The 26,241-nt window shown below is 33.0% G+C and carries 19 protein-coding genes and 2 pseudogenes; 15 read left to right on the plus strand and 6 right to left on the minus strand.

Features of this window, described 5'->3' with window-relative positions; genetic code table 11:
- The first annotated feature begins 34 nt into the window (after window positions 1–34).
- Complete coding sequence (locus tag KA883_RS11545) at window positions 35–982, plus strand: class I SAM-dependent methyltransferase (RefSeq protein WP_046206856.1); 948 nt, start codon at window positions 35–37, stop codon at window positions 980–982.
- 87 nt (window positions 983–1,069) lie between these two features.
- Complete coding sequence (locus tag KA883_RS11550) at window positions 1,070–2,269, plus strand: acetate kinase (RefSeq protein ID WP_046206857.1); 1,200 nt, start codon at window positions 1,070–1,072, stop codon at window positions 2,267–2,269.
- 244 nt (window positions 2,270–2,513) lie between these two features.
- On the opposite strand, the gene KA883_RS11555 is transcribed toward KA883_RS11550, so the two are convergent.
- Together KA883_RS11555 and KA883_RS11560 are read right to left on the minus strand one after the other, a co-directional pair.
- On the minus strand, window positions 2,514–3,683 hold the full coding sequence (locus KA883_RS11555) for an esterase-like activity of phytase family protein (RefSeq protein ID WP_046206858.1): 1,170 nt from the start codon (window positions 3,681–3,683) through the stop codon (window positions 2,514–2,516).
- A 208-nt stretch (window positions 3,684–3,891) separates the two neighbouring features.
- Complete coding sequence (locus KA883_RS11560) at window positions 3,892–4,395, minus strand: universal stress protein (RefSeq protein ID WP_046206859.1); 504 nt, start codon at window positions 4,393–4,395, stop codon at window positions 3,892–3,894.
- Between the two features lie 150 nt (window positions 4,396–4,545).
- On the opposite strand from KA883_RS11560, the gene ald reads away from it, so the two are divergent.
- Complete coding sequence (ald, locus tag KA883_RS11565) at window positions 4,546–5,661, plus strand: alanine dehydrogenase (protein WP_046206860.1); 1,116 nt, start codon at window positions 4,546–4,548, stop codon at window positions 5,659–5,661.
- A gap of 252 nt (window positions 5,662–5,913) precedes the next feature.
- On the opposite strand, the gene KA883_RS11570 is transcribed toward ald, so the two are convergent.
- Together KA883_RS11570 and KA883_RS11575 are read right to left on the minus strand one after the other, a co-directional pair.
- Window positions 5,914–6,543 (minus strand): copper homeostasis protein CutC, encoded by a 630-nt coding sequence (locus KA883_RS11570; RefSeq protein WP_046206861.1) that lies wholly within the window; start codon window positions 6,541–6,543, stop codon window positions 5,914–5,916.
- Window positions 6,540–7,592 carry a M24 family metallopeptidase gene (locus tag KA883_RS11575; RefSeq protein WP_046206862.1) on the minus strand — a complete coding sequence of 351 codons (1,053 nt, stop codon included), beginning with the start codon at window positions 7,590–7,592 and terminating at the stop codon, window positions 6,540–6,542. Before KA883_RS11575 ends, KA883_RS11570 begins: the two co-directional genes overlap by 4 nt.
- A gap of 204 nt (window positions 7,593–7,796) precedes the next feature.
- Here KA883_RS11575 and KA883_RS11580 point away from each other — a divergent pair, with 204 nt between their 5' ends.
- Window positions 7,797–8,486, plus strand: coding sequence for a metal-dependent hydrolase (locus KA883_RS11580; RefSeq protein ID WP_046206863.1), 690 nt, complete (start codon window positions 7,797–7,799; stop codon window positions 8,484–8,486).
- Window positions 8,487–8,631: 145 nt separating this feature from the next.
- Here KA883_RS11580 and KA883_RS11585 read toward each other — a convergent pair whose 3' ends face one another.
- Window positions 8,632–9,045, minus strand: coding sequence for a universal stress protein (locus KA883_RS11585; protein WP_046206864.1), 414 nt, complete (start codon window positions 9,043–9,045; stop codon window positions 8,632–8,634).
- A 223-nt stretch (window positions 9,046–9,268) separates the two neighbouring features.
- Here KA883_RS11585 and KA883_RS11590 point away from each other — a divergent pair, with 223 nt between their 5' ends.
- The 9 genes and pseudogenes from KA883_RS11590 (at window position 9,269) to pyk (ending at window position 21,249) form a co-directional block, all read left to right on the plus strand.
- Window positions 9,269–10,561 (plus strand): DRTGG domain-containing protein, encoded by a 1,293-nt coding sequence (locus tag KA883_RS11590; RefSeq protein ID WP_046206865.1) that lies wholly within the window; start codon window positions 9,269–9,271, stop codon window positions 10,559–10,561.
- A gap of 35 nt (window positions 10,562–10,596) precedes the next feature.
- Entirely contained in the window at window positions 10,597–11,532 is a 936-nt protein-coding gene (locus KA883_RS11595) for a DHH family phosphoesterase (RefSeq protein ID WP_046206866.1), read from the plus strand.
- Between the two features lie 20 nt (window positions 11,533–11,552).
- A pseudogene (locus KA883_RS13745) lies at window positions 11,553–11,922 on the plus strand (PHP domain-containing protein); the annotation flags it as partial.
- A 113-nt stretch (window positions 11,923–12,035) separates the two neighbouring features.
- Window positions 12,036–14,585 (plus strand): annotated as a pseudogene (locus tag KA883_RS11600) (DNA polymerase III subunit alpha); the annotation flags it as partial.
- Window positions 14,586–14,994: 409 nt separating this feature from the next.
- Window positions 14,995–16,227: an NADP-dependent malic enzyme gene (ystJ, locus tag KA883_RS11605; protein WP_046206868.1), complete on the plus strand. Its 1,233-nt coding sequence runs from the start codon at window positions 14,995–14,997 to the stop codon at window positions 16,225–16,227.
- A gap of 75 nt (window positions 16,228–16,302) precedes the next feature.
- Window positions 16,303–17,169 carry an acetyl-CoA carboxylase, carboxyltransferase subunit beta gene (gene accD, locus KA883_RS11610; RefSeq protein ID WP_046206869.1) on the plus strand — a complete coding sequence of 289 codons (867 nt, stop codon included), beginning with the start codon at window positions 16,303–16,305 and terminating at the stop codon, window positions 17,167–17,169.
- Entirely contained in the window at window positions 17,162–18,106 is a 945-nt protein-coding gene (locus KA883_RS11615; protein WP_046206870.1) for an acetyl-CoA carboxylase carboxyltransferase subunit alpha, read from the plus strand. The genes accD and KA883_RS11615 overlap by 8 nt, the downstream gene beginning before the upstream one ends.
- A 393-nt stretch (window positions 18,107–18,499) precedes the next feature.
- Window positions 18,500–19,468, plus strand: a complete 969-nt coding sequence (gene pfkA, locus KA883_RS11620; RefSeq protein ID WP_046206871.1) for a 6-phosphofructokinase — start codon at window positions 18,500–18,502, stop codon at window positions 19,466–19,468.
- Window positions 19,469–19,488: 20 nt separating this feature from the next.
- Window positions 19,489–21,249 carry a pyruvate kinase gene (gene pyk / locus KA883_RS11625; protein ID WP_046206872.1) on the plus strand — a complete coding sequence of 587 codons (1,761 nt, stop codon included), beginning with the start codon at window positions 19,489–19,491 and terminating at the stop codon, window positions 21,247–21,249.
- A 428-nt stretch (window positions 21,250–21,677) separates the two neighbouring features.
- Here pyk and KA883_RS11630 read toward each other — a convergent pair whose 3' ends face one another.
- Window positions 21,678–23,042 carry an amino acid permease gene (locus KA883_RS11630; RefSeq protein ID WP_046206873.1) on the minus strand — a complete coding sequence of 455 codons (1,365 nt, stop codon included), beginning with the start codon at window positions 23,040–23,042 and terminating at the stop codon, window positions 21,678–21,680.
- Window positions 23,043–23,394: 352 nt separating this feature from the next.
- Between KA883_RS11630 and KA883_RS11635 the strand changes: the two genes are divergently transcribed.
- Window positions 23,395–24,513, plus strand: coding sequence for a citrate synthase (locus KA883_RS11635; protein WP_046206874.1), 1,119 nt, complete (start codon window positions 23,395–23,397; stop codon window positions 24,511–24,513).
- Between the two features lie 49 nt (window positions 24,514–24,562).
- Window positions 24,563–25,831 carry an NADP-dependent isocitrate dehydrogenase gene (gene icd, locus KA883_RS11640; protein ID WP_046206875.1) on the plus strand — a complete coding sequence of 423 codons (1,269 nt, stop codon included), beginning with the start codon at window positions 24,563–24,565 and terminating at the stop codon, window positions 25,829–25,831.
- The last annotated feature ends 410 nt before the right edge of the window (window positions 25,832–26,241 follow it).

Below are 26,241 nucleotides of genomic sequence, written 5' to 3' on the forward strand. Positions count from 1 at the left end.
AATTATGGACAGTTTTTTTAGAAAGGACTTTTAAATGGCACAAGAAGAGACAGTAATGGAACAATTATTTAAGGCACTTGATGAAAAAACCAAATCTTTAAATGAAGAGAATGGTCAAAGTTTCATAGAAAATTTAGGACTTGCAATGGAAAATATTTATACTAATCAAAGGTCATTGTTGGAACAAGCCACGTTACAAGATAGACGTAAAGCATTTCAATTTGCTTATTTAAATTTAATGCAAAAAGAGGATGTTCAAGCAAATCATCAAATTACACCTGATTCAATTGGAATGATTCTAGGATTCCTTGCCGAACGTTTTTTAAAAAACAAAGATGAATTCCATGTAGCGGATATTGCGAGTGGTGCTGGACATTTGAGCGCTTCTGTACATGAAGTACTCACTGAACATACGATTATGCATCACCTGGTTGAAGTGGATCCTGTATTATCACGCGTTAGTGTACATTTGGCAAACTTTTTAGAAATTCCATTTGATGTTTATCCTCAAGACGCTATCATGCCACTACCTTTTGAAGATGCAGATGTTGTTATTGGTGATCTACCGATAGGGTATTATCCAGTAGATGAAAGAAGTAAAGAAATGCAACTAGGGTTTGAAGAAGGGCATAGCTTCTCTCACTATTTATTAATTGAACAAGCAGTAACAGCCTTAAAAACATCAGGATATGCATTTTTAGTAGTACCTAGTAATTTATTTGAAAGTACAAATGTGAAACAGTTACAAAATTTCATTGCAACAGAAACAGAAATGCAAGCTTTTTTAAACTTGCCATCTACACTATTTAAAAATGAAAAAGCGCGTAAATCCATACTTATACTGCAGAAGAAAGAAACGAATGTAACAAAGCCAGTAGAGGTTCTGTTAGCGAATATACCTGATTTCAAAAGCCCTCAACAATTTCAAGCCTTTTTACAAGATTTAAACGCTTGGATGATGGAAAATCATCCTGAAAATTAAACTGTAATATTCTTGAATTCTTACTGTATTAATGATTAAATAGATATGGATATAAAATAATTTAATTTAAATTGGAGGCATTATGCTATGTCAAAATTAATTTTGGCTATTAACGCTGGTAGTTCATCATTGAAATTTCAACTTATTGAAATGCCGGAAGAAAAAATTGTTACTAAAGGACTAATTGAACGTATTGGATTAAAAGATTCTGTATTTACCATTGAAGTGGGTGGAGAAAAACACAAGGAAACTTTAGATATTGCAGACCATGAACAAGCGGTTAATATCATGTTAGAAAGTTTCAAAAAACATGGTGTGATTGATAGCATTTATGACATTGACGGAACAGGTCATCGTGTCGTTCATGGTGGTGAATTATTCCCAAATTCAGTATATGTTACGGATGAAGTTGAAGAACAAATTGAGTCATTAAGTGAATTAGCACCTTTACACAACCCTGCAAACTTAATGGGTATTCGTGCTTTCCGTAAATTGTTACCAGAAATTCCACATGTAGCTATTTTTGATACTTCGTTCCATCAAACTATGCCAGAAAAATCTTATTTATACAGCTTACCATACCAATATTACGAAGATTATGGTATTCGTAAATATGGATTCCACGGAACAAGTCATAAATATGTATCTCAACGCGCAGCTGAGATTTTGGGCAAACCGATTGAAGAATTACGCATGATTTCATGTCACATCGGTAATGGTGCATCAATTGCTGCAATAGATGGCGGAGAATCTGTTGATACTTCAATGGGATTCACACCACTTGCTGGTGTTACTATGGGTACGCGTTCAGGAAATATTGACCCTGCATTAATTCCATTTATTATGGAAAAAACAGGAAAAAATGCAGAAGAAGTTTTGAATACATTAAATAAAGAATCAGGTTTATTAGGTATTTCTGGTACTTCAAGTGATTTAAGAGACATTATTGATGAAGCTAAAGCAGGTAAAGAACGTGCTCAATTAGCATTAGATGTCTTTGCATCAAGAATTCACAAATATATTGGTTCTTATGCGACACGTATGCACGGCGTAGATGTAATCATCTTTACTGCAGGTGTAGGCGAGAACTCTGATCCTGTTAGAGCAAAAGTTTTAGAAGGTTTAGAATTTATGGGAGTTTATTGGGATGCTAAGAAAAATGAAGCGATTCATGGAGAAGAAGGTTTCATTAACTATCCTCACTCACCAGTAAAAGTCATTGTTATTCCTACAAACGAAGAAGTCATGATTGCACGCGATGTAGTTAAATTTGGTAATCTAGAATAAGTTTGAAACAAAACTAGAGATTGTTTAATTTCAAAGTATAGAGACTTGATTCAGTTCAAAATCTTAAAAAGTTTCAAAACAAAATCTTGAATATAAGCATTTTGATTTATAAATAAACGTCAATTTCTATTGCAAGCTTATAGAAATTGACGTTTTCTTTTGTTTTATTATTAATGTTTTAACTACTTATTAAGTTTTAAAAAAATATACTTGAATTGAAAAACATAAGCTGATTGTTGTATTTTTAAGGTTTTATTTCGAATGCAGTTAGGTTCGTTTGTTGTTTTTGATTGAAGTTATTATCTGAAATAAAGACCAAGCTATCGTTACCATTAGGTAATTTCGGGCCAAATGACATTCCTTCTATATTGTCGATATGCCCAATGTCTTGCTCATTAAGATTTGCGATCAGTTGTTTTTTTACCGGTGCGACGTGAGATTTTTGGAGAGATTTAATATTTTTAATATCTGTTCCACTGGCTATATCGACTTTATAGACGCGAATATAATTTTTGAAATTACTATTTTTATCTTGAACAGTGGCACGCTCAAGTACAAGTAATTGTTTTTGATTCAAGGTTAAAATTTCAGCAATTCCATTTTCAGCATCTTTATTTTTTCCAGGTTTTTTAGGAATTGGATCTAGAGAATAAGCTTTTTCTGTTATAACATCTCCTTGACGATTATATTTTGTTAAGCGTGTTAGGGCGCCTGATTCTGTGGTTGGTAATTGATCATCTTGAAGTAAAGGTGCTTCCATAGAAGTCCAGATATACTTACCATTTTCAGAAAACGTACTCCCTTCTAGCGCCTGATTATTTCTAAATCCATATTTATTTTGATCATCCTTTTTGATAGGGTTATTGATTTGCAAATCATTGATCAATGTTCCAGTTCTACTAGTTATTCTTATGAAGGGATTGAAACCGAGATTTCGATCACCTTCACTTGTATAAAGTATATGGTTACGATTGAGAGGGTCAATTCTAATTGATTCTGGGTCAACTACAACATCTTGTGAATGGGGATTATACGATGCTTTATTTGGGTATTTTGTTCCATTAGCTTGTGTTAAATAGTGCATTCGAGTGAATTTTACTTTATTAAATTTGTGTTTATTATAATGAATTTGAGCTTCATAAAATCTGGCTGGATTTTCTTCTGAACGGTCATCGCTAATCATAAGCCATTTTTTGGATTTGGCATCATAGGAAATGCCAGAAAGACCGCCTACTTTTGTATCATTAAATGATTTATTATAAGGAATTGTTTCCGTATCTATATAATTTAATCGAGTAGCTGTTTTTTCACTTTTTATATCATCAGTTGAAGATGCGTATGTATGTGTTGGTGCAGAAATCAAAAAAGCATTAATGGCAAAACTAAGTATCATCAGTCTCTTAAATTGTTTCATATCATTGACTCCTTTAGGGGTATGTCTTAATTTTATTTTACTTACCTGATATGAAGCGCATTTGAATTTAATATAACAATTGGATAACAAGTAAATTATAGATGTTAAGAAAATTAATAAAAAGAGATAGTTTAACACTATATATCGTGCAAACTATCTCTCTTCTTTTAAATCTGTATGCTTTTATTAAATAGGTCGAATATTAAAGTTAGTGTGCTTGATACTTAGATCTAAATTCATCTGTAGCTACTTGTGGTTGGAAGTCTTCTGGAAGTTCTTCTGTGCGTACCACCAACACGTCACACGGAGAGTGTCGTACAATTGCCTCAGACACAGAACCTACGATAAATCTTTCAACTGCATTTAATCCTGACGTACCACACATAATTAAATCTGCTTCTACATCAGCTGCTAACTTTTTAGGTATGATTGCTTTAGGTGAACCAAATTCTAGTCTTGTTTCAACCGCGGTTACACCAGCATTTGTTGCTACTTCTTTATAACCTTTTAACAAATCTTCTGAGAAATTTTTTGATTTTTCAGTAAATTGAGCATCATAAACTTCATAAGAAGAGTAAGTTCTTGAATCAATAACATTGACGATTGTTAGTTTAGAGTCATTACGTTTTGCTACTTCTACAGCTTTATTAAATGCCCATTCAGCTTCATGTGATCCATCGACAGCGATTAAAATATTTTTATACGTTAGCATCACAATTACCTCCTTCATCTTCTTGCTTATATTATACCACTATTTACAGAATATTAACATAATTCCCCTTAATACATGTTGTAAAAATACCCTAAACTATGATTGCGCTTTCATATAATACGCGTTACTATAAATTTGGAGGTGGATAAAATGAGAATAGGTATTCCGAAGGAGATTAAAAACAATGAAAATAGGGTGAGTTTATCACCAAGTGGTGTACATGCATTAGTAGAACAAGGTCACTCAGTCATTGTTGAAAAATCTGCTGGTTTAGGTTCATATTTTGAAGATGATGATTATGTTACGGCTGGGGCGAAAATTGGTGATGGACCAGCTGAAGTATGGAACGTGGATATGGTTATGAAAGTCAAAGAGCCATTAGAAGAAGAGTTCCAATACTTTAAGGAAGGACTCATACTATTTACTTATTTACATTTAGCAAATGAAAAGAAACTCACACAAGCTTTATTAGATAATAAAGTAATAGGTATTGCTTATGAAACGGTTCAATTGCCAGATAAATCATTACCACTATTAACACCAATGAGTGAAGTAGCAGGGCGTATGTCTGCTCAAATTGGGGCAGAATTTTTACAAAAATATAAAGGTGGCATGGGCATTTTACTTGGCGGTGTGCCTGGCGTCTCTAAAGGCCGCGTAACGATTATCGGTGGAGGTCAAGCTGGCACAAATGCTGCTAAAATAGCATTAGGATTAGGTGCCGATGTAACAATTTTGGATGTTAATCCTAAGCGTTTACAAGAGCTTGAAGATTTATTTGATGGTCGTGTGCACACAATTATGTCTAACCCATTAAATATTGAACAATGTGTTAAAAACAGCGACTTAGTTATCGGTGCGGTATTAATTCCAGGTGCCAAAGCGCCAAATCTAGTTACTGAAGACATGGTAAAATCCATGAAAGACGGTTCGGTAATCGTGGATATTGCTATAGACCAAGGTGGTATTTTCGAGACAACTGATCGTATTTCAACGCATGATGATCCAACGTATAAAAAACATGGTGTTGTACATTATGCTGTGGCTAATATGCCTGGTGCAGTACCACGTACTTCTACCATTGCATTGAATAATGCAACGTTACCATATGCATTACAAATTGCGGGAAAAGGTTACTTAAAAGCATTACAAGATAACGAACCTCTATCATTTGGTTTAAATACAATTAATGGTGTATTAACAAATAAAGGTGTAGGTGAAGCTTTGAATTTACCTTATTCTAATGTTGAAAGTTCTCTTAAATAATAAAAAATAACAAACAAAAACTGGTAATCTCTTCTATAAAGTAGAGGTTACCAGTTTTTAATTTGGATTTTAAAATAATTTATGAAATTTAATGTGTTTAAATAATGATAATTGTAAAATATAATCTAAATATTGTGACACGAACACAACAATCGTTTAATTTCATAGCATTATAAACTGAATGGTCAACAATATGATGAAATTTGTGTTGCAGTTAAGCATTTGAATGTCATATAAGATTATTTGATACTGCTATACAATTTTTGTACCGTGTACTTCTTGAAAAGGAAATGCAGCAACGAGCGCTTGAACATTAGATTTTGTTAAACCACCACCAGGCATGATTTCAATATTTCCACCAGAATTCACGACTAATTTACCAAGTTGATTTAAATTATCAAAAATATCAGTTTCTGCTGGACCACCATGTGTCAGTAACCTGGTAAAACCTAGTTCAATTAATTTGTGTAATGCTTTTACTTGTCCTTCTAAATGAATTTCGTCGAAAGCCATATGACAAACAACAGGTATTGGTGATGCGAGTTGTTTTAAAGTTTTCATTTGCCATTCGTTCAGTGTATTATCTTCTGTTAAACAACCGAAAACAAAGTAGTCAATATCATATGATTTAATAGCTTTAATATCTCGTTGCATAATTTCAAAGTCGTATAAGCTATATACAAAGTTGCCTCCGCGAGGGCGTATCATGATAGCAATTTCTACATGATTTGCTTTACAAATTTCAGTAGCAATTTCAATCATTCCAATACTAGGTGTGGTACCTCCGACATGTAAGTTATCACATAATTCAATACGATCTGCACCATTTTCAATTGCGTATTCAACTTGTTGGATTGTTTCGACTACGGCCTCTTTGATCATTTTTCGTAACCTGTTAAGCTTTCGTTTCCATTTTCAGTAACAAGAATATCATCTTCTATACGCACACCAGCTACTCCTGGAACATAGATGCCAGGTTCGACTGTTACAACCATACCCGGTACGAATTCATTTGTATTTGTACTAGAAACATCTTGGTATTCATGCTCTTCTAATCCTAGGCCATGTCCTAATCGATGAGGGAAGTAGTCTCCATAACCAGCATCTGTGATAATATCTCGAGCAATAGCGTCTACATCTTTGATTTGTACACCAGGTTTAATTGCAGCAATCGCCGCTTGTTCAGCTTTTAATACGGTATCGTAAATGTTTTGAGCTTCTGAACTAGGCTTTCCAAATTTAATTGTTCTGGTCATATCACTACAATAATTTTCGTAAATGACGCCTAAATCAAATAACACAAATTCATTATTTTGTAATTGACGGTCGCCAGGTATACCGTGTGGTGATGCTGCGTGATCACCGAAAAGGACCATTGTATCAAAGCTCATTTCATTAACTCCATAAGCTTTGATTTCATATTCAATGTGATTAACAACTTGTCGTTCTGTCACACCTTCTTTTAAGAAATCTGCTCCAATTTCTATACATTTATCTGCTAGTTCACAAGCTTTCCGAATTTTAGCGATTTCAGATTCACTTTTAACATTACGTAGTGACTTTATCGTTTGATCTATGTCACCGAACGATTGTACTTTGAAAGCTTCGATTAATTCACGTTGACGCTGTACAGTTAAATGAGCCGCTTCTACTAACATTTTATTGAAAGTATGTGGATATTTATCTAATGCATTTTCTGTATCAAGGTAACCAATGACCTCTCCCTCAAAAGGTGAAGCTTTAACTTCTTCAACTTCAAGTTGTGGGCAAAATAAAACTTGATCACCATTCGCTTTGATTAAAAGAGCTAGTAACCGTTCGTGAGGATCACTTAAATAGCCGGTGAAATAAAAGATGTTTAATGGGGTAGTAATCCATGCTGCATCAGCTTGTTGTGACTTTAATGATTCTATAACTTGTTGTAACTTCATTTTACTGCCTCCTAAATATATGATTATATTAATTTTATGTTAGTTGTGTAAGGAATTCAAAAATAATATGTTGAAATAAAGTATATTGCTAAAATTATAAAAAAATTTATCGTTCATAAACACGTATTTTGGTAAAAGTGTGTTATAACTATTAATCATTGTGGTATATATAAAATAAATAGTTTTATGGGAGGAATTATCGATATGAAATTATCTTTTCATGGACAATCAACGATTTATTTTGAAGCAAATGGCAAAAAAGTAATTGTTGATCCATTTATTACGGGAAACGATTTATCTGATTTAGATGCTGAAACTTTAGAAGTAGATTATATAATTTTAACACATGGTCATGGCGATCATTTTGGTGATACAGTTGAATTAGCAAATAGAAACCATGCAACAGTTATTGGTTCAGCTGAATTAGGTGATTATTTAACGACTACTAAAAATGTTGAAAATGTTAGACCTATGAATATTGGTGGTAAAGCAGAATTTGATTTTGGAACGGTTAAGTTTGTACAAGCGTTTCACAGTTCTAGCTTGACTGATGACAATGGTATTCCCGTATATTTAGGTATGCCGATGGGGCTAATTTTAGAAATAGAAGGCAAGACGATTTATCATACTGGTGATACAGGATTATTTGGTGACATGAAATTAATTGCTGAACGTCATCCAGTTGACATTTGTTTTATTCCAATTGGTGATAATTTCACGATGGGCATTGATGATGCTAGTTTTGCAATTAATCAGTTCATTAAACCTAAAATTACAGTACCAATTCACTACAATACATTTGACTTGATTAAACAAAATCCAGAAGATTTCAAGTCAGCTGTTTCAGAAGGTGAAGTACAGATATTAAATCCAGGTGATGCAGTCCAACTTTAAAGTGATTGTGACATAAAAAATCTTGGATAAAACAAAAACGCCAATTTCTACTAGGATTTTAGAGGAATTGGCGTTTTCTTTGGTTTTATAGAATTGGATCGTTTGATGCAATGAGGTGACTATTAGAGTCATATTAAGTGTTATGCTATTTTACAATAAGCACAGGGATGCTTGCTCTTTTAGCAACTTTATGACTCACACTACCTAGCACGAATTTTTTCTTGGCTTCAGCACGACGGTTACTAAGTACAACAATTTCATATTTACCACTATTTGCCTCTTTTACCAATTGTTCTTTAGCATTACCACGAACAATGATTTCATCATATTTAATGCCATATTCATCGAGCGTATTTCGTGTATTTTCTAAACCTTTACTACGTTTTTCAACAAGTTTATCTAAATGAACACCAGATTTAATCGATGCTTGTGCATCTTGTTCACTGATTGCGTTAAGAATTGTTACAACAGTACCTTCACCAGCTAATTTTGAAACTTCTTCTAGCGCTTTTTCATTTTTAAGTGTGGTATCAACACCGAGTAAAATATTTTTAAACATTATTCCATCCCTCCTTAATTCTATTCTAATTAGAGTTTATCACAAATCAAATTAAAAATTATATATTTTCATAGTAACAGAGTAAAAAGTTTTATAAATATTAATATATTACTGAATATATGTCATAATTATAGTTAAAATATATTTTTTAAGTGATTAAATCGCAATTTTAGCTATAAAAAGTTATAATATCATAGAAAATGTCAAAAATGAGGTTATTAAAATGACAAAGCATGAGCAAATTTTATCTTATATCGAATCTTTAGCAGTAGGACAAAAGATTTCTGTTAGAAAAATAGCGAAAGATTTAAATGTCTCTGAGGGGACAGCGTATCGTGCGATTAAAGATGCCGGTAGAATTGGTTTAGTAGCAACAATAGATAGAGTTGGTACTGTCCGAATAGAAAAGAAATCACGTGAACAAATTGAACAACTTACATTTGGAGAAATTGTAAAAATAATTGATGGACAAGTATTAGGAGGAAGAAATGGCCTTATTAAGACATTATCAAAATTTGCAATTGGCGCAATGGAAATTGAAGATGTGGTAAAGTATTTAAGTCCTCACACATTATTGATTGTAGGAAATCGTAAAGATGTCCAATTGGCCGCATTGAAAAGAGGAAGCGCAGTATTGATTACTGGTGGTTTCAGAACGTCTAATGAGATAATCAAATATGCCGATGAACATGATTTACCGATACTGTCATCTAATTATGATACATATTTAGTTGCAAATATTATTAATAGAGCGATGTATAATCAAATGATTCGGAAAGAAATATTGGTCGTTGAAGACATAGTTAAATCAGTGAATGAAGATACTGTGGTTTTTGATAATATGACCTTGCACGATTACAAAGAAAAAGCAAAACGCACAGGACATTCCAGATTCCCGGTTATTGATGAACATTGGCGTTTAGTTGGTATTATCACAAGTAAAGAAATAATTAAAATGGATGACAATGATACTTTAGCACATTTTATGACGAAGTCTCCACTCAATGTACAACTTTCAACTACTGTTGCAAATTGTGCACACATGATGATTTGGGAAGGTATTGAATTATTACCAGTGATTTCACCAAGCAAAAAATTAATAGGTGTAATTACCAGAAAAGATGTATTAACAGCAATGCAATTGCTGAGTCGTCAGCCACAAGTAGGTGAAACCATTAATGATCAAGTAGCTAAACATATTACAATTGCAAACGATGATATTCAAGTACAAACTTCGCCTTTACTTACAAATCAATTTGGCACATTGAGTAAAGCAGTTTTTGTAGCAATTATTGAAGAAACCGTTCGTTATGAAATGCGGAAATTAAAGAAACTTGAAGTAATGATTGAAAGTTTAAATATCATTTACATTAAGACTGTGCAAATTGAATCTGAAATCAATGTTCATTATGATATGTTAGATGTAGGTAGAAATTTTGCTAAATTAGAGGTAACGATGACAAGTGATGGTAAACATGTTGCAAAAGCAATGATCATTTGTCAGATGATAGATTAAAGGGTATATATAAAATATAAAAAGGAAGATATAAAATGACGATGGAATTTAATCAAATTATGGATGAAATAAAAGCGGTTCAAACAGTAATTATACATAGACATGTGAGACCAGACCCGGATGCTTATGGATCGCAACTCGGCTTGAAAAATTACTTAAAACTTAAATTTCCAGAAAAGAATATTTTTGCAGTTGGAGAAGGAGAACCGTCGCTTGATTTTATCGGTACTTTTGATGATATTAGTGATGACCAATATAACGAAGCATTGGTTATCGTATGCGACACTGCTAATGCACCGAGAATCAGTGACCATAGATTCAATACTGGCAAACGTCTTGTTAAAATTGATCATCACCCAGCAGTTGACCAATATGGAGATATAAATTATGTCAATGATGAAGCATCATCAACGAGTGAGATTATTTTTGATTTCATAAGTCATTTTAACGATCAATCTCTGATTGATGATTCTGTAGCAAGAGTATTGTATCTAGGTATTGTTGGAGATACTGGGCGTTTTTTATTTAATAATACAACACCACATACGATGGAAGTCGCAAGCCAATTATTAAAATATTCATTTAATCATCAACAAGAATTGAATAAATTGGGTGAAAAAGATCCTAAATTATTGCCATTTCAAGGCTATGTTTTACAAAATTTTGATTTAAATGATAAAGGTTTTTGTAAGGTGAAAATCACAAAAGATGTACTAGAAAAATTTGATATTGTAGCGAATGAAGCTTCGCTATTTGTCAATGCGATTGCTGATATTCAAGGATTGAAAATATGGGTTTTTGCGGTAGATGAAGGAACTGAAATTAGATGTCGCATTCGTTCTAAAGGTATCGTCATTAATGATATTGCTAATGCATTTGGTGGTGGAGGCCATCCGAATGCATCTGGTGTTTCCGTTGCAGATTGGCAACAATTTGAAGAATTAGCACAAGCATTAAATAATAAATTGTAAGATTTGGGAGGTATTTGCTGATGGTTGCGCATTTAAACGTTCATACATCGTATGACTTATTGAATTCAAGTATTAAAATTAAAGATGTCATTGCGAAAGCAACGAAAGAAGGTTACACATCATTAGCAATTACAGATACAAATGTTTTATACGGCTATCCCCAATTCTACGACGCGTGCATAGCAGCAAATATTCATCCAATATTTGGTATGACGATTTATCTCACAGATGGTTTAGCTTCAGTTGAAACCATTGTCCTTGCTAAAAATAATCAAGGTCTAAAAGATTTATTTAAATTATCGTCTGCAATAAAAATGAAAGAAAAGTCTGAAACGCCCTTAGAGTGGCTTAATAAATATATTGATCATTTGATTGTCATATTTAAAGATGTAACTGAAGCACACCAAAGCATATTACAAAATTTTATTGGTAATGAAGATATATTTGTAAATCATAGTAGCCAACAAGGATTAGATTTTCCGGTCGTGTGGGCACAAAGTACAAACTATTTAAATGAAGATGATGCGGATACTTTAACGGCATTAGCTGCTATAAAAAATAATGAGAAATTAGATTTAGTTAAAGAAGTGCATGATTACAACGCACATATGTTTAGTAGAGCTGATCTAGATACATTCCATGTTAGTGAGCGTATTTGGCAAAATACAAATTACATCGCATCCATTTGTAATGCCGAACTACAATATCATCAATCATTATTACCTAAATTTAAAACACCAAATAATCAGCCGTCTAAAGATTATCTTTATGAGATGCTTCAACAAAATTTGAAACAGTTAAATCTATCCCAAGCATCATTACAAAGATACGACAACAGGCTTAATCATGAATATGAAATTATTACACGCATGGGTTTTGAAGACTATTTTTTAATTGTAAGTGATTTAATACATTTTGCTAAAACGCATGATGTATTAGTTGGTCCAGGTCGTGGTTCATCTGCTGGTTCTTTAGTTAGTTACCTATTAGATATTACGACGATTGATCCCATTAAATATAACTTGTTATTTGAGCGTTTTTTAAATCCTGAGCGTGTTACTATGCCAGATATTGATATTGATTTTGAAGATACACATAGAGAAAAAGTGATTAAATATGTACAGGAAAAATATGGCAATAATCATGTTTCTGGTATAGTGACATTTGGTCATTTATTAGCAAGGGCAGTTTCAAGAGACGTCGGTCGGATTATGGGTTTTGATGAAATAACATTAAATGAAATTTCATCTTTAATCCCTCATAAATTAGGCATTACATTAGATGAGGCATATGAGAAAAAGGAATTTAAACAATTTGTGCATAGAAATCATCGGCATGAACGCTGGTTTGAAATTTGTAAAAAATTAGAAGGTCTACCACGACATACGTCAACACATGCAGCAGGGATCATTATAAACGACCACCCTTTATATGAGTATACACCATTAACTTTAGGTGATACTGGCATACTGACACAGTGGACTATGACCGAAGCGGAACGTATTGGTCTGTTGAAAATTGATTTTCTAGGTTTACGAAATTTATCTATTATTCATCAAATCGTTAAGCAAGTAAAAAGAGATATGAACATTGATATAGATATTGAAGCCATTCCTTTTAATGATTCGAAAGTATTTCAGTTACTCTCACATGGTGATACAACAGGTGTATTCCAATTAGAATCTGATGGTATAAGAAATGTATTGAAAAAATTACAACCAGAACAATTTGAAGATATTGTAGCTGTAACTTCTTTGTATAGACCTGGACCTATGGAAGAAATACCAACGTATATTACTAGGAGACACTTCCCTGAAAAAGTACAATATTTGCATAAAGACTTAGAGCCTATATTAAAAACAACGTATGGTGTTATTATCTATCAGGAACAAATTATGCAAATTGCGAGTAAGTTTGCTAATTTTAGTTATGGTGAAGCAGATATATTAAGACGTGCAATGAGTAAAAAGAATCGTGCAGTATTAGAGAGTGAGCGACAACACTTTGTGGAAGGTGCTTTAAGTAACGGGTATGATGAACGATTAAGCAAACAAATTTTTGATCTGATTTTAAAATTTGCAGATTATGGCTTCGCACGTGCACATGCGGTGAGTTACTCCAAAATAGCTTATATTATGAGTTATTTAAAAGTACATTATGCTAATTATTTTTATGCCAATATCCTAAGTAATTCAATTGGTAGTGAAAAGAAGACAGCACAAATGATCGATGAAGCGAAACATCAGCAATTAAATATATTGGCACCCAATATTAATGAAAGTCATTGGTTTTATAAAGCAAGCAACAAAGGTATCTATCTATCTTTAGGCGCAATTAAAGGCATCGGCTATCAGAGTGTTAAACTTATTGTTGATGAAAGAAAAAGTAATGGTATATATAAAGATTTCTTTGATTTTACACGTCGAATACCTAAAAGAATAAAGAGTAGAAAATTACTTGAAGCATTAATATTAGTCGGGGCTTTTGATACATTTGGTAAAAATAGAGCGACGTTATTGCATGCGATTGATCAAGTGTTAGATGACGTATCCAATGTGGAACAAGATGATTTTATTTTTGATGTATTGACCCCAAAAACATCTTATGAAGACAAAGAAGAATTACCAGATCAAGTACTAAGTGATTATGAAAAAGAATATTTAGGGTTTTATATCTCGACACATCCTGTAGAGAAGGCATTTGAAGAAAAACAATATCTTGGTATTTATAAGCTTAATAATGCTAGAGATAATCAACCTATCTTTATTCAAATCGACCAGTTAAAACGTATTCGTACTAAAAACGGACAAAATATGGCATTTATTACGTTAAATGATGGACTTAATAATTTAGATGGGGTAGTGTTCCCAGACGCATATAAAAAATTCGAAATATACTTAAACAAGACAGATACACTTATTGTGAAAGGTAAATTTGAATATAGAAATAATAAAAAACAACTTATTATTAACCAAATAGAAAGTGTTGCGTCGTTTGAAAGTAATAAACTAGCAAATGCAAAACAAATCATCATTAGAAATATAGAAGATTTATCAGAAATAAAAAAGCAGTTAAATTTACAAGCAACGGCAGATGACATCCCAGTGAAATATTTTCAAGAAAACCAAAATCAATTTAAAATTATAGGTTTTATAACACGTAAAAAAGAAAAAATTGAAACGCTGATAGCCAAGTTTTCACCATGGGATATAAGGATAATTTAACTTTATCAAGTCTATAAACTATGATATAGTAAACTGATGGTTAAGTTGATACTTACCATCAGTTTATATTAAATGATAGTTTAAATACTACATGTAAAATATATGTTTTTATTACAAAAGTTATCATACAACATGTGCTTATGATTTAATGCTAACGATAACATTTGTAATTTTTGTTAGATTGTAATAAAAATATATATGACTGATTAAAATTATTGAATGTAAGGGGTAGGTTTACATGACATTAAGAGACGACGCACTAGAAATGCATAGAATTAATCAAGGTAAATTAGAAGTTACACCAAAAGTTCAAGTGACCAATAAAGAAGAGCTAAGTTTGGCATATTCACCCGGTGTAGCTGAACCATGTAAAGAAATACATGAAGACCCTAGAAAAGTATTTGAATATACAATGAAAGCAAATACAGTCGCGGTTGTTACAGATGGTACAGCTGTACTTGGATTGGGCAACATTGGTGCAGAAGCTAGTATTCCAGTAATGGAAGGGAAAGCAGTTTTGTTTAAAAGTTTTTCAGGCATTGATGGTGTGCCGATTGCACTAAATACTACGGATACAGATGAAATTGTAAATACGGTAAAATTATTAGAACCAAACTATGGTGGCATTAATCTTGAAGATATTTCTGCACCACGTTGTTTTGAAATTGAAGCGCGTTTAAAAAAAGAAACAAAAATACCTGTTTTTCATGATGACCAACATGGTACTGCAATTGTAACAGTTGCAGGTATGATTAATGCACTGCGCATTATAGATAAAGAATTATCTGATATAAAAGTGGTACTTAACGGAGCAGGTGCAGCAGGTATGGCAATTGTTCAATTGCTTTATTCATATGGTGTTAGAGATATGATTATGTGTGATTCCAAAGGTGCTATTTACGAAGGTCGTTCTTATGGTATGAATGATACAAAAGCATTTGTAGCTAAATGGACAAACAGAGATAAAGTAGAAGGCTCGTTAAATGATGTCATAAAAGATGCTGACGTATTTATTGGCGTTTCTGTAGCCGATTTGTTAACAAAAGAAATGGTTGAATCAATGGCTAAAGATCCAATTATATTTGCTATGGCAAATCCGAATCCTGAAATCAATCCTGATGTAGCAAAAGAAGCAGGTGCTAAAGTAATTGGAACTGGTCGTTCGGATTATCCAAATCAAATCAATAATGTCCTTGCATTTCCTGGTATTTTTAGAGGTGCATTAGATGTAGAAGCTACGCATATAAATGAAGAGATGAAACAAGCTGCAGTAGAAGCAATTGCAAATTTAATTAAACCAGAAGAATTAAATCCAGATTACTGTATTCCTGGTCCATTTGATAAACGTGTGGCACCTTCTGTTGCTAGAGAAGTTGCAAAAGCAGCAATGGAAACAGGGGTAGCAAGAACAGATATGGACCCAGAAGAAATTTATAATAAAACAATGAAATTAACAGATTTAGATAAATAATATTCATGAATACTGATCTCAAAATATTGTGTTTATAATATTGGGAAGACAGTAATGGTTAAGTGGAGGTTTAAAATGTTTAAAGATTTTTTCAATAGAAGTAGTAAAAAGAAAAAGTATGTGACTGTTTCCGATTCAAAACAAAGTGATGTTCCAGCAGGAATTATGACAAAATGCCCGAAATGTAAGAAGATCATGTATACTAAAGAATTAGCTGAAAATTTAAATGTATGTTTCAATTGTGATCATCACATCGCTTTAACAGCGTATAAAAGAATTGAAGCCATTTCTGATGAAGGTACATTCACAGAATTTGATAAAGGAATGACCTCTGCGAATCCATTGGATTTTCCAAGTTATGAAGAAAAAATTCAAAAAGATCAACAAAAAACAGAGTTAAATGAAGCTGTTGTTACTGGTACAGCACATTTAGAAGGTATTGAATTTGGCGTAGCTGTGATGGATGCTAGATTTAGAATGGGTAGCATGGGCTCAGTGGTTGGTGAAAAGATATGTAGAATTATAGAATATTGTACTGAGCATCGTTTACCGTTCATCCTATTTTCTGCTAGTGGTGGCGCTAGAATGCAAGAAGGTATCATATCTTTAATGCAAATGGGTAAAACCAGTGTCACTTTAAAAAGACATATGGATCATGGATTGCTATATATTTCGTATATTACAAACCCAACAACAGGTGGTGTATCGGCAAGCTTTGCTTCAGTTGGTGATATTAATTTAAGTGAACCTAAAGCACTTATTGGTTTTGCTGGTAGACGAGTGATTGAACAAACGATTAATGAAAAGCTACCTGACGACTTCCAAACTGCTGAATTTTTATTAGAGCATGGACAATTAGATAAAGTTGTACATAGAAAAGAAATGAAAGTAACACTATCTAATATTTTAAAAATGCACCAAGAGGTGAAAACGAATGCTTGACTTTGAAAAGCCACTTTTTGAAATAAAAAACAAAATTGAATCGTTAAAAGAATCACAAGAAAAAAATGACGTGGACTTACAGGAAGAAATTGATATGCTTGAGGCTTCATTAGAGCGTGAAACACAAAAGGTATATACTCATTTAAAGCCATGGGATCGAGTACAATTAGCGCGCTTACAAGAAAGACCTACATCTCTAGATTATATACCTCATATTTTTGATTCCTTTATTGAGTTACATGGTGATCGTAATTTCCGAGATGATCCAGCTATGATTGGCGGTATTGGTTATTTAAATGGCCAAGCAGTTACAGTTGTTGGTCAACAACGTGGGAAAGATACTAAAGATAATATTTATCGTAACTTTGGTATGGCGCATCCTGAAGGATATAGAAAAGCCTTACGCTTAATGAAGCAAGCTGAAAAATTTAATAGACCTATTTTTACATTTATCGATACAAAAGGAGCTTATCCAGGGAAAGCAGCAGAAGAACGTGGTCAAAGTGAATCTATTGCTAAAAACCTTATCGAAATGGCAGCACTTAAAGTGCCAGTCATTGCGGTTGTAATTGGTGAAGGTGGAAGCGGTGGCGCTTTAGGTCTTGGCATTTCGAATCGTTTATTAATGCTGGAAAACAGCACATATTCTGTAATTTCACCAGAGGGTGCATCTGCATTATTATGGAAAGATAGTAATTTAGCACAAATAGCTGCGGAAACAATGAAGATTACTGCAGAAGATTTATATGAATTGAAAATTGCCGATGAAGTTTTAAAAGAACCACTTGGTGGCGCTCATCATGATATTGAAAAGCAAGCTCAAAATATAAAAAGTGCATTTTTAAAACATTTGAATGAATTAAGTGCGTTTAATGAACAACAAATCATAGATGATCGCTATGACAAATTTAGAAATATCGGTTCTTTTAATGAATAATTAAAAAGACACGAAATAATATACTTCTGCAAAGCTATTTTTTATAGTATTCATACTAACCATGTGGATTTTAAAGTCTAAGGTTTTAAAAGAGCATTAAATTGCAATCAGGTATACAGCCCCCTGATTTCATATTAGTGCTCTTTTTTATTGAGTAAAGTAAGTCAAAAGTGGAAATTTGAGATATCTGTTTAATAAAGTAAAGTTAAAGGTATGATAAAGTATCATTGTTTTGAAAATATAAAATATAAGGAAACGCTTTCGTATTGTAAAATGTTTTTTTACAATAATTAAAAACGTTTACATGAGTTACAATGCCCTATTTTAATGGCACCTTCTATAATTTTATGGTATTTTTAGAATAAGAAATACATGTTAGAAAGGTATGTCGTCATGAAAAAAATTGCAGTGTTGACTAGCGGTGGAGATTCACCAGGCATGAACGCGGCTATTAGAGCTGTTGTTAGAAAAGCGATTTATAATAATATTGAAGTTTACGGTGTTTACCAAGGCTATCAAGGATTATTAAACGATGATATCGAGAAGTTGGAGCTCGGTTCTGTTGGAGATACAATCCAACGTGGCGGAACTTTTCTGTATTCAGCAAGGTGTCCTGAATTTAAAGAAGCAGAAGTTCGACAAAAAGCAATAGAGAACTTGCGCAAAAGAGGTATTGAAGGCCTAGTAGTAATAGGCGGAGATGGTAGCTATAGAGGTGCGCAACGCATTAGCGAAGAATGTAAAGAAATTCAAACGATAGGTGTACCAGGTACGATAGATAATGATATCAACGGTTCAGACTTTACAATTGGATTTGATACTGCATTAAATACCATTATAGATTGTGTTGATAAAATTCGCGATACGGCTTCAAGTCATGCAAGAACATTCATCATAGAAGTTATGGGTCGTGATTGTGGAGATTTAGCACTATGGGCTGGACTTTCAGTAGGAGCTGAAACGATCATTGTCCCAGAAGTGGAAACAGATATTAAAGATGTAGCTGAAAAAATTGACAACGGAATAAGACGTGGGAAAAAACATTCCATTGTTATGGTTGCAGAAGGTTGTATGTCTGGAGAAGATTGTGCAAAAGAACTGACAAAGTATATTAATGTTGATGCACGTGTATCTGTGCTTGGTCATATCCAACGTGGCGGCAGTCCAAGTGGCGCAGATAGAATGCTTGCTTCACGATTAGGTGGACATGCTGTAGACTTATTACTAGAAGGAAAAACAGCAATCGGCGTTGGTATTCGCAACAATGAATTAACAGATACTTCATTTGAAGAAATATTTAGGTCAAATGAACACAAGTTTGATTTTGAAACATTTGCTTTAGCAAATGAATTATCGATATAAAATACTGGGAGGCATTAATAATGAGAAAAACTAAAATTGTTTGTACAATTGGACCTGCATCTGAGTCTGAAGAAATGCTTGAGAAATTAATTAAAGCTGGAATGAATGTTGCGAGATTGAATTTCTCACATGGTGATCATGCAGAACATAAAGCTAGAATTGATAGAATTCGTGAAGTATCTCAAAGATTAGGTAAAACAGTTGCAATATTATTGGATACTAAAGGTCCTGAAATCCGTACTCACAACATGAAAGATGGTGCTATTGAACTTGAAAAAGGTACGGAAGTCATCGTAAGTATGACTGAAGTTGAAGGTACACCTGAAAAATTCTCAGTAACGTACGATAATCTAATAAATGATGTTCAAGAAGGCTCATATATTTTATTAGATGATGGCCTTATTGAATTACAAGTAAAACAAATAGATAAAGCAAACGGTGAAGTTGTATGTGATGTTTTAAACACTGGAGAATTAAAAAATAAAAAAGGCGTAAACTTACCAGGTGTTAAAGTAAGTTTACCAGGTATCACTGATAAAGATGCTGAAGATATTAAATTCGGTATAAGTGAAAATATTGACTTTATCGCTGCAAGTTTTGTGCGTCGTCCGAGTGATGTACTAGACATTCGTAAATTACTTGAAGATGGTAAAAACACAAACATTAGCATTATACCTAAAATCGAAAACCAAGAAGGTATTGACAATATTAAAGAAATACTTGAAGTTTCAGATGGTTTAATGGTTGCTCGTGGTGATATGGGTGTTGAAATACCACCTGAATCCGTACCAATGGTGCAAAAAGACTTAATCAGACAATGTAATAAATTAGGTAAGCCTGTTATCACAGCGACGCAAATGTTAGACTCAATGCAACGTAATCCTCGTGCGACACGTGCTGAAGCAAGTGACGTTGCGAATGCCATTTATGATGGTACAGATGCAGTTATGCTATCAGGCGAAACAGCTGCTGGATTATACCCAGAAGAAGCAGTCAAAACAATGCGTAATATTGCAATTTCAGCTGAAGCTGCACAAGATTATAAACGATTATTATCCGATCGAACTAAATTAGTGCAAACTTCATTAGTTAATGCAATTGGTGTTTCAGTAGCGCATACAGCATTAAATTTAAATGTAAAAGCGATTGTAGCAGCAACTGAAAGTGGTTCTACTGCTAGAACGATTTCTAAATATCGTCCTAAATCTGATATTATTGCGGTTACACCACATGCTGAAACTGCGCGTCAATGTGCATTGGTTTGGGGTATTCACCCTGTCGTTAAAGAAGGACGTAAAACAACAGATGCTATGTTGAACACAGCAGTTGCTACAGCGGTCGAAACTGAAAAAGTTCAAAATGGTGATTTAATCATTATTACAGCAGGTGTACCTACAGGAGAAAAAGGGACAACAAATATGATGAAATTACATCTAGTAGGTGACGAATTAGCTAAAGGTCAAGGTATCGGTAGAAATTCAGTTGTTGGAAATACTTTAGTAGTGAATGATGCGAGTGAACTTGAAGGCAAAGATTTAAGTGAAACGGTCATTGTCACAACTTCTGTAGATGAAACGCTTGTCCCTTACATTGAAAAAGCCAGTGGCTTAATTGCTGAAGAGAGCGGCATCACTTCTCCGAGCGCAATTATAGGTCTAGAAAAAGGCATTCCAACAATTGTAGGTGTTGAAAATGCGACTAAAGAGATACAAAATGATATCTTGATTACGGTAGATGCAAATCAAGGAAAAGTATTTGAAGGATATGCGAACGTACTTTAATCATAGTTATCATATGCTAAATCCTTACTCATAATATAAGCAACATAAGTGATAATACAAATTAAAAATGCACTTCCATTTATAAATGGAAGTGCATTTTTTCTAGATATAAAACTTTAACATCGTTACTCGATTTATAATCGTCACTTAAAGTAATACATCATACCATAAAAACATTAACAGATTGCGCTTATTTGATTGATATATAACACATGTTAAGCATGTCAAAAGTTATCTGTTTAAATGATTTCGATATGATATATACACCGTGTATTAAGATACTCAAATACTATTGTTAAACACTACACATAACGATGTAGCATCAATTCTCTTTTTTATACAGAAATAGCCCAAGACCATTTTATGTCTTAGGCTATTGTATTAGATTATTGATGTGTTGAAGCATTCAACAATAGTTGTTGATAGGATTACTTCATATCTGAAGTAGCGAATTTTTTATATCTTAGATACATAAGACTCAAGATGATAAACCAAATAGGTGTTAAATAGACTGCTCTTCTTGTTTCTACATTTACGAAAAGTAAGCAAAATACTAAAAAGAAGAAAATCAAAATGATATACCCAATATATTTACCACCAAATAATTTATATGTAGCATTTTTGTGCATTTCTGGGTTTTGGCGATGATAATTAATGTAGGCAACGATAATTAAAGCCCAAACGACTAAAAATAGTACTGTTGAAACAGTTGTAATATATGTAAATACTAAAGTTGCGTTTGGAATAATATAGTTCAATAAGGCTGAAAATAACAATAGAGCACATGAGACTAAGATTGCTATGTGAGGCACACCATTTTTGTTTGTTTTTTCAAAAATAGGGGGTGCTTGCTTTTGATTTGAAAGCCCAAATAACATACGGCTGTTTGAAAATATACCACTATTACAAGAAGAAGCAGCAGCTGTTAATACTACAAAGTTGATGATGCCTGCTGCAAATGGAATACCAATTAAAGCAAATAATCTCACAAAGGGACTTTCTTCTGGATTAATATTGTTCCAAGGGATGATTGACATAATTACAGTCAATGCACCAACATAAAATACTAAAATTCTAATCGGAACGCTGTTGATTGCTTTTGGAATCGTTTTAGTTGGATCTTTTGTTTCGCCAGCCGTCACGCCAATCAATTCAATCCCTACAAAGGAAAAGAGTGCCATTTGAAATGACATTAAAAATCCACTAATCCCTTTTGGGAAAATACCATGTTGATATAAATTAGTTAACGAGGTGTGTCCAAATTGTGTATCGTATGCCATGACAATCATTACAATGCCAACGACAATAAGTGCTAAGATTGTAACTACTTTGATGATGGAAAACCAAAACTCTAGTTCTCCAAAAAGTTTAGCGCTTAATAAATTGAGTGACATTAAAATTAATACACAAAATAGAGCACTTATCCAATTGGGGATATGTGGGAACCAGAAACTAACGTATTTAGCAACAGCTGTAACCTCTGCCATACCTGTAATAATCCAACACAACCAATATGTCCATCCGGTAACAAATCCAGCAAATGAACCTATGTATTGATTTGTTACATCAGCAAAAGATTTAAAATTCGTATTTGTTACAAGAATTTCACCTAAGCCTCGCATAAACATAAATAACATAAATCCTATAATGATATATGTAAGTAAAATCGAAGGGCCAGTTAATGCTATGGTTTGACCTGCTCCTAAGAAAAGCCCTGTGCCGATTGCACCTCCAATTGCAATTAACTGTATATGCCTATTGCTGAGTTCTCTTTGTAACTGTTGTTTTGCCATAAGTTTTAACTCCTTTATTAAGTTATTTATTATTATGATACGCAATTTAAAATAAAACAACACTTTTTTATAGTTGTATCTTAAAAAAGTCAGTGTAATATTATATTAATAATTTGTTATTAATCATGATAACCAATTAAAAACTTTGATAAATTGAAGAAAGGGTAATTACATATTAGAATGATGATATAACAACGTTCATTAATTATGGCGTGTTTATGGGCATATAAACAAATCATCATTTCTTAATGATTAACTAGGAATTTAAACTGAAATATTCACAAAAACGTAAATATTGGCTATAATGGTTTATGAAAGCCGTTTCATTATGAAATAGAAAAGGGGAATATATATGGCAGAGTTACAAAAAGGTTTAGAAGGGGTAATTGCAGCAGAAACTAAAGTGAGCTCTATCATTGATAGTCAACTTACATATGCTGGCTATGAAATTGATGATTTAGCCGAAAATGCTGAATTTGAAGAAGTAGTCTTTTTATTATGGCATTACCGATTACCTAATAAAGAAGAATTACAATCATTTAAAGAAAGACTCTTTAACTATATGACATTAAATCCTAGAGTATATAATCATTTTAAAGAGTACGCTACTAGTAATGTACATCCTATGACAGCATTAAGAACATCAGTGTCTTACGTTGCGCACTTTGATGAACATGCTGAGGATGAAAGTGAAGATCAAACGATGGAACGTGCAGTACGTATTCAAGCTAAAATCGCTTCACTTGTTACAGCATATGCTAGAGTTAGAGAAGGTAAAGAACCTGTTAAACCTAGCAGTGATTTAAATTATGCTGGTAATTTCTTATATATGTTACGTGGTGAATTACCAACAGATATCGAAGTTGAAGCATTTAATAAAGCATTGGTATTACATGCAGATCATGAGTTGAATGCTTCTACCTTTACTGCAAGATGTGCAGTGTCTTCATTATCAGACATGTATTCAGGTATTGTAGCAGCTGTCGGTTCTTTAAAAGGTCCATTACACGGTGGGGCAAATGAGCGTGTAATGAGTATGTTATCAGAAGTTAAGTCTATTGATGATGTAGATGAATACATTGATAATAAAATTAAAAATAAAGAGAAAATAATGGGATTCGGTCACCGTGTATATAAAAATGGTGATCCAAGAGCAAAATTCTTAAAAGAGATGAGTAGAAAGATTACATCCGAAACAGGCCAAAGCCAGTTATTTGATATATCTGTAAAAATAGCTGATAAAATGAAAGAAGAAAAAGGCCTTATTGCTAATGTGGATTTCTATAGTGCAACTGTATATCACAGTATGAATATTGAACATGATTTATTCACACCTATTTTTGCAGTTAGTAGAACTTCAGGTTGGATTGCACATATTCTTGAACAATATAGAGATAATAGAATTATGCGTCCAAGAGCACAATATATTGGTGAAACTAATAGAACTTATGAACCAATTGAAGAAAGATAATCACGAATTAACATAAATAAAACAATTCAAATGATGGAGGTATTTTTACATGGCAGGAGAAAAAGTAGTAAAAACAGCAGAAGGGTTAACTGTACCAAATAATCCTATCATTCCTTATATTATCGGTGACGGTATTGGACCAGATATTTGGTCAGCTGCTAGTAGAGTCATTGACGCAGCCGTAGAACAGGCTTATAACGGTGAAAAGAAAATTGAATGGAAAGAAGTACTTGCAGGTCAAAAAGCTTATGATGAAACAGGCGAATGGTTACCACAAGAAACTTTAGATACAATCAATGAATATTTAATTGCAATTAAAGGACCACTTACTACACCAATCGGCGGAGGTATTCGTTCATTAAACGTTGCACTACGTCAAGAACTTGATCTATTTACTTGCTTAAGACCAGTACGTTGGTTCCAAGGCGTACCTTCACCAGTTAAACGTCCGGAAGATACTGATATGGTTATTTTCCGTGAAAACACAGAAGATATCTATGCTGGTATTGAATTTAAAGAAGGAACACCAGAAGTTAAAAAATTAATCGATTTCTTACAAGATGAAATGGGTGCTAAAAATATAAGATTCCCAGAAACATCAGGCATTGGTGTGAAACCAGTTTCAAAAGAAGGTACAGAGCGTTTAGTTCGTGCAGCGATTCAATATGCTCTAGATAATAATCGTAAATCTGTAACTCTAGTTCATAAAGGTAATATTATGAAATTTACAGAGGGTGCTTTCAAACAATGGGGCTATGATTTAGCACATAATGAATTTGGTGATAAAGTCTTTACATGGCAACAATATGATGAAATTGTTGAAAAAGATGGTAAAGAAAAAGCTAATGAAGTTCAAGAACAAGCTGAAAAAGACGGTAAAATTATCATCAAAGATTCCATTGCAGATATTTTCTTACAACAAATATTGACACGTCCTGCAGATCACGATGTAGTAGCTACGATGAATCTTAACGGTGACTATGTGTCAGATGCGTTAGCAGCACAAGTTGGCGGTATTGGTATTGCACCAGGCGCAAATATTAACTATGAAACTGGCCATGCGATATTTGAAGCTACACACGGTACTGCACCAAAATATGCTGGTTTAAATAAAGTAAACCCATCATCTGAAATTTTAAGTGCTTCATTAATGCTTGAGCACCTAGGTTGGCAAGAAGCAGCTGACAAGATTACTGAGTCTATCGAAAAAACAATTGCTTCAAAAGTCGTTACTTATGACTTCGCACGTTTAATGGATGGTGCAAAAGAAGTATCTACATCTGAATTCGCTGATGAATTAATCAAAAATATTAAATAAAATGACAATAAATAACAATAAAGAAGTATTTTTCTAAGGAAAATAAATACTTTAGCTTAAGAGCGAGAATATGAAATCATGATTATTATGATTTCTATCTCGCTCTTTTATTTTGATTAAAATATATTTTACGAGCAAGCAAATCTTAGCAAAATATAATTTAAACGAAAGATTTAATAGTTAGAATATAAAATTAATGTTAAGGTATTATTAAAATCAGGAATAATAAGTATATTCAATACCAGTTATTGATTCATTGAAGAATTGTTTATGTAGACGATACAAATTAATTCTAGTCAAGACCAGACTCCAGTGTAAAATGCTATACAATGTTTTTACCATTTCTACTTATCAAAATTGATGTATTTTCTAGAAGAATAAATCCATTCATAATGTAGGTCCATAAGAAC

Origin of the sequence: Staphylococcus sp. GDY8P54P (assembly GCF_017892645.1) — a bacterium.
Taxonomy (GTDB): domain Bacteria; phylum Bacillota; class Bacilli; order Staphylococcales; family Staphylococcaceae; genus Staphylococcus; species Staphylococcus ureilyticus.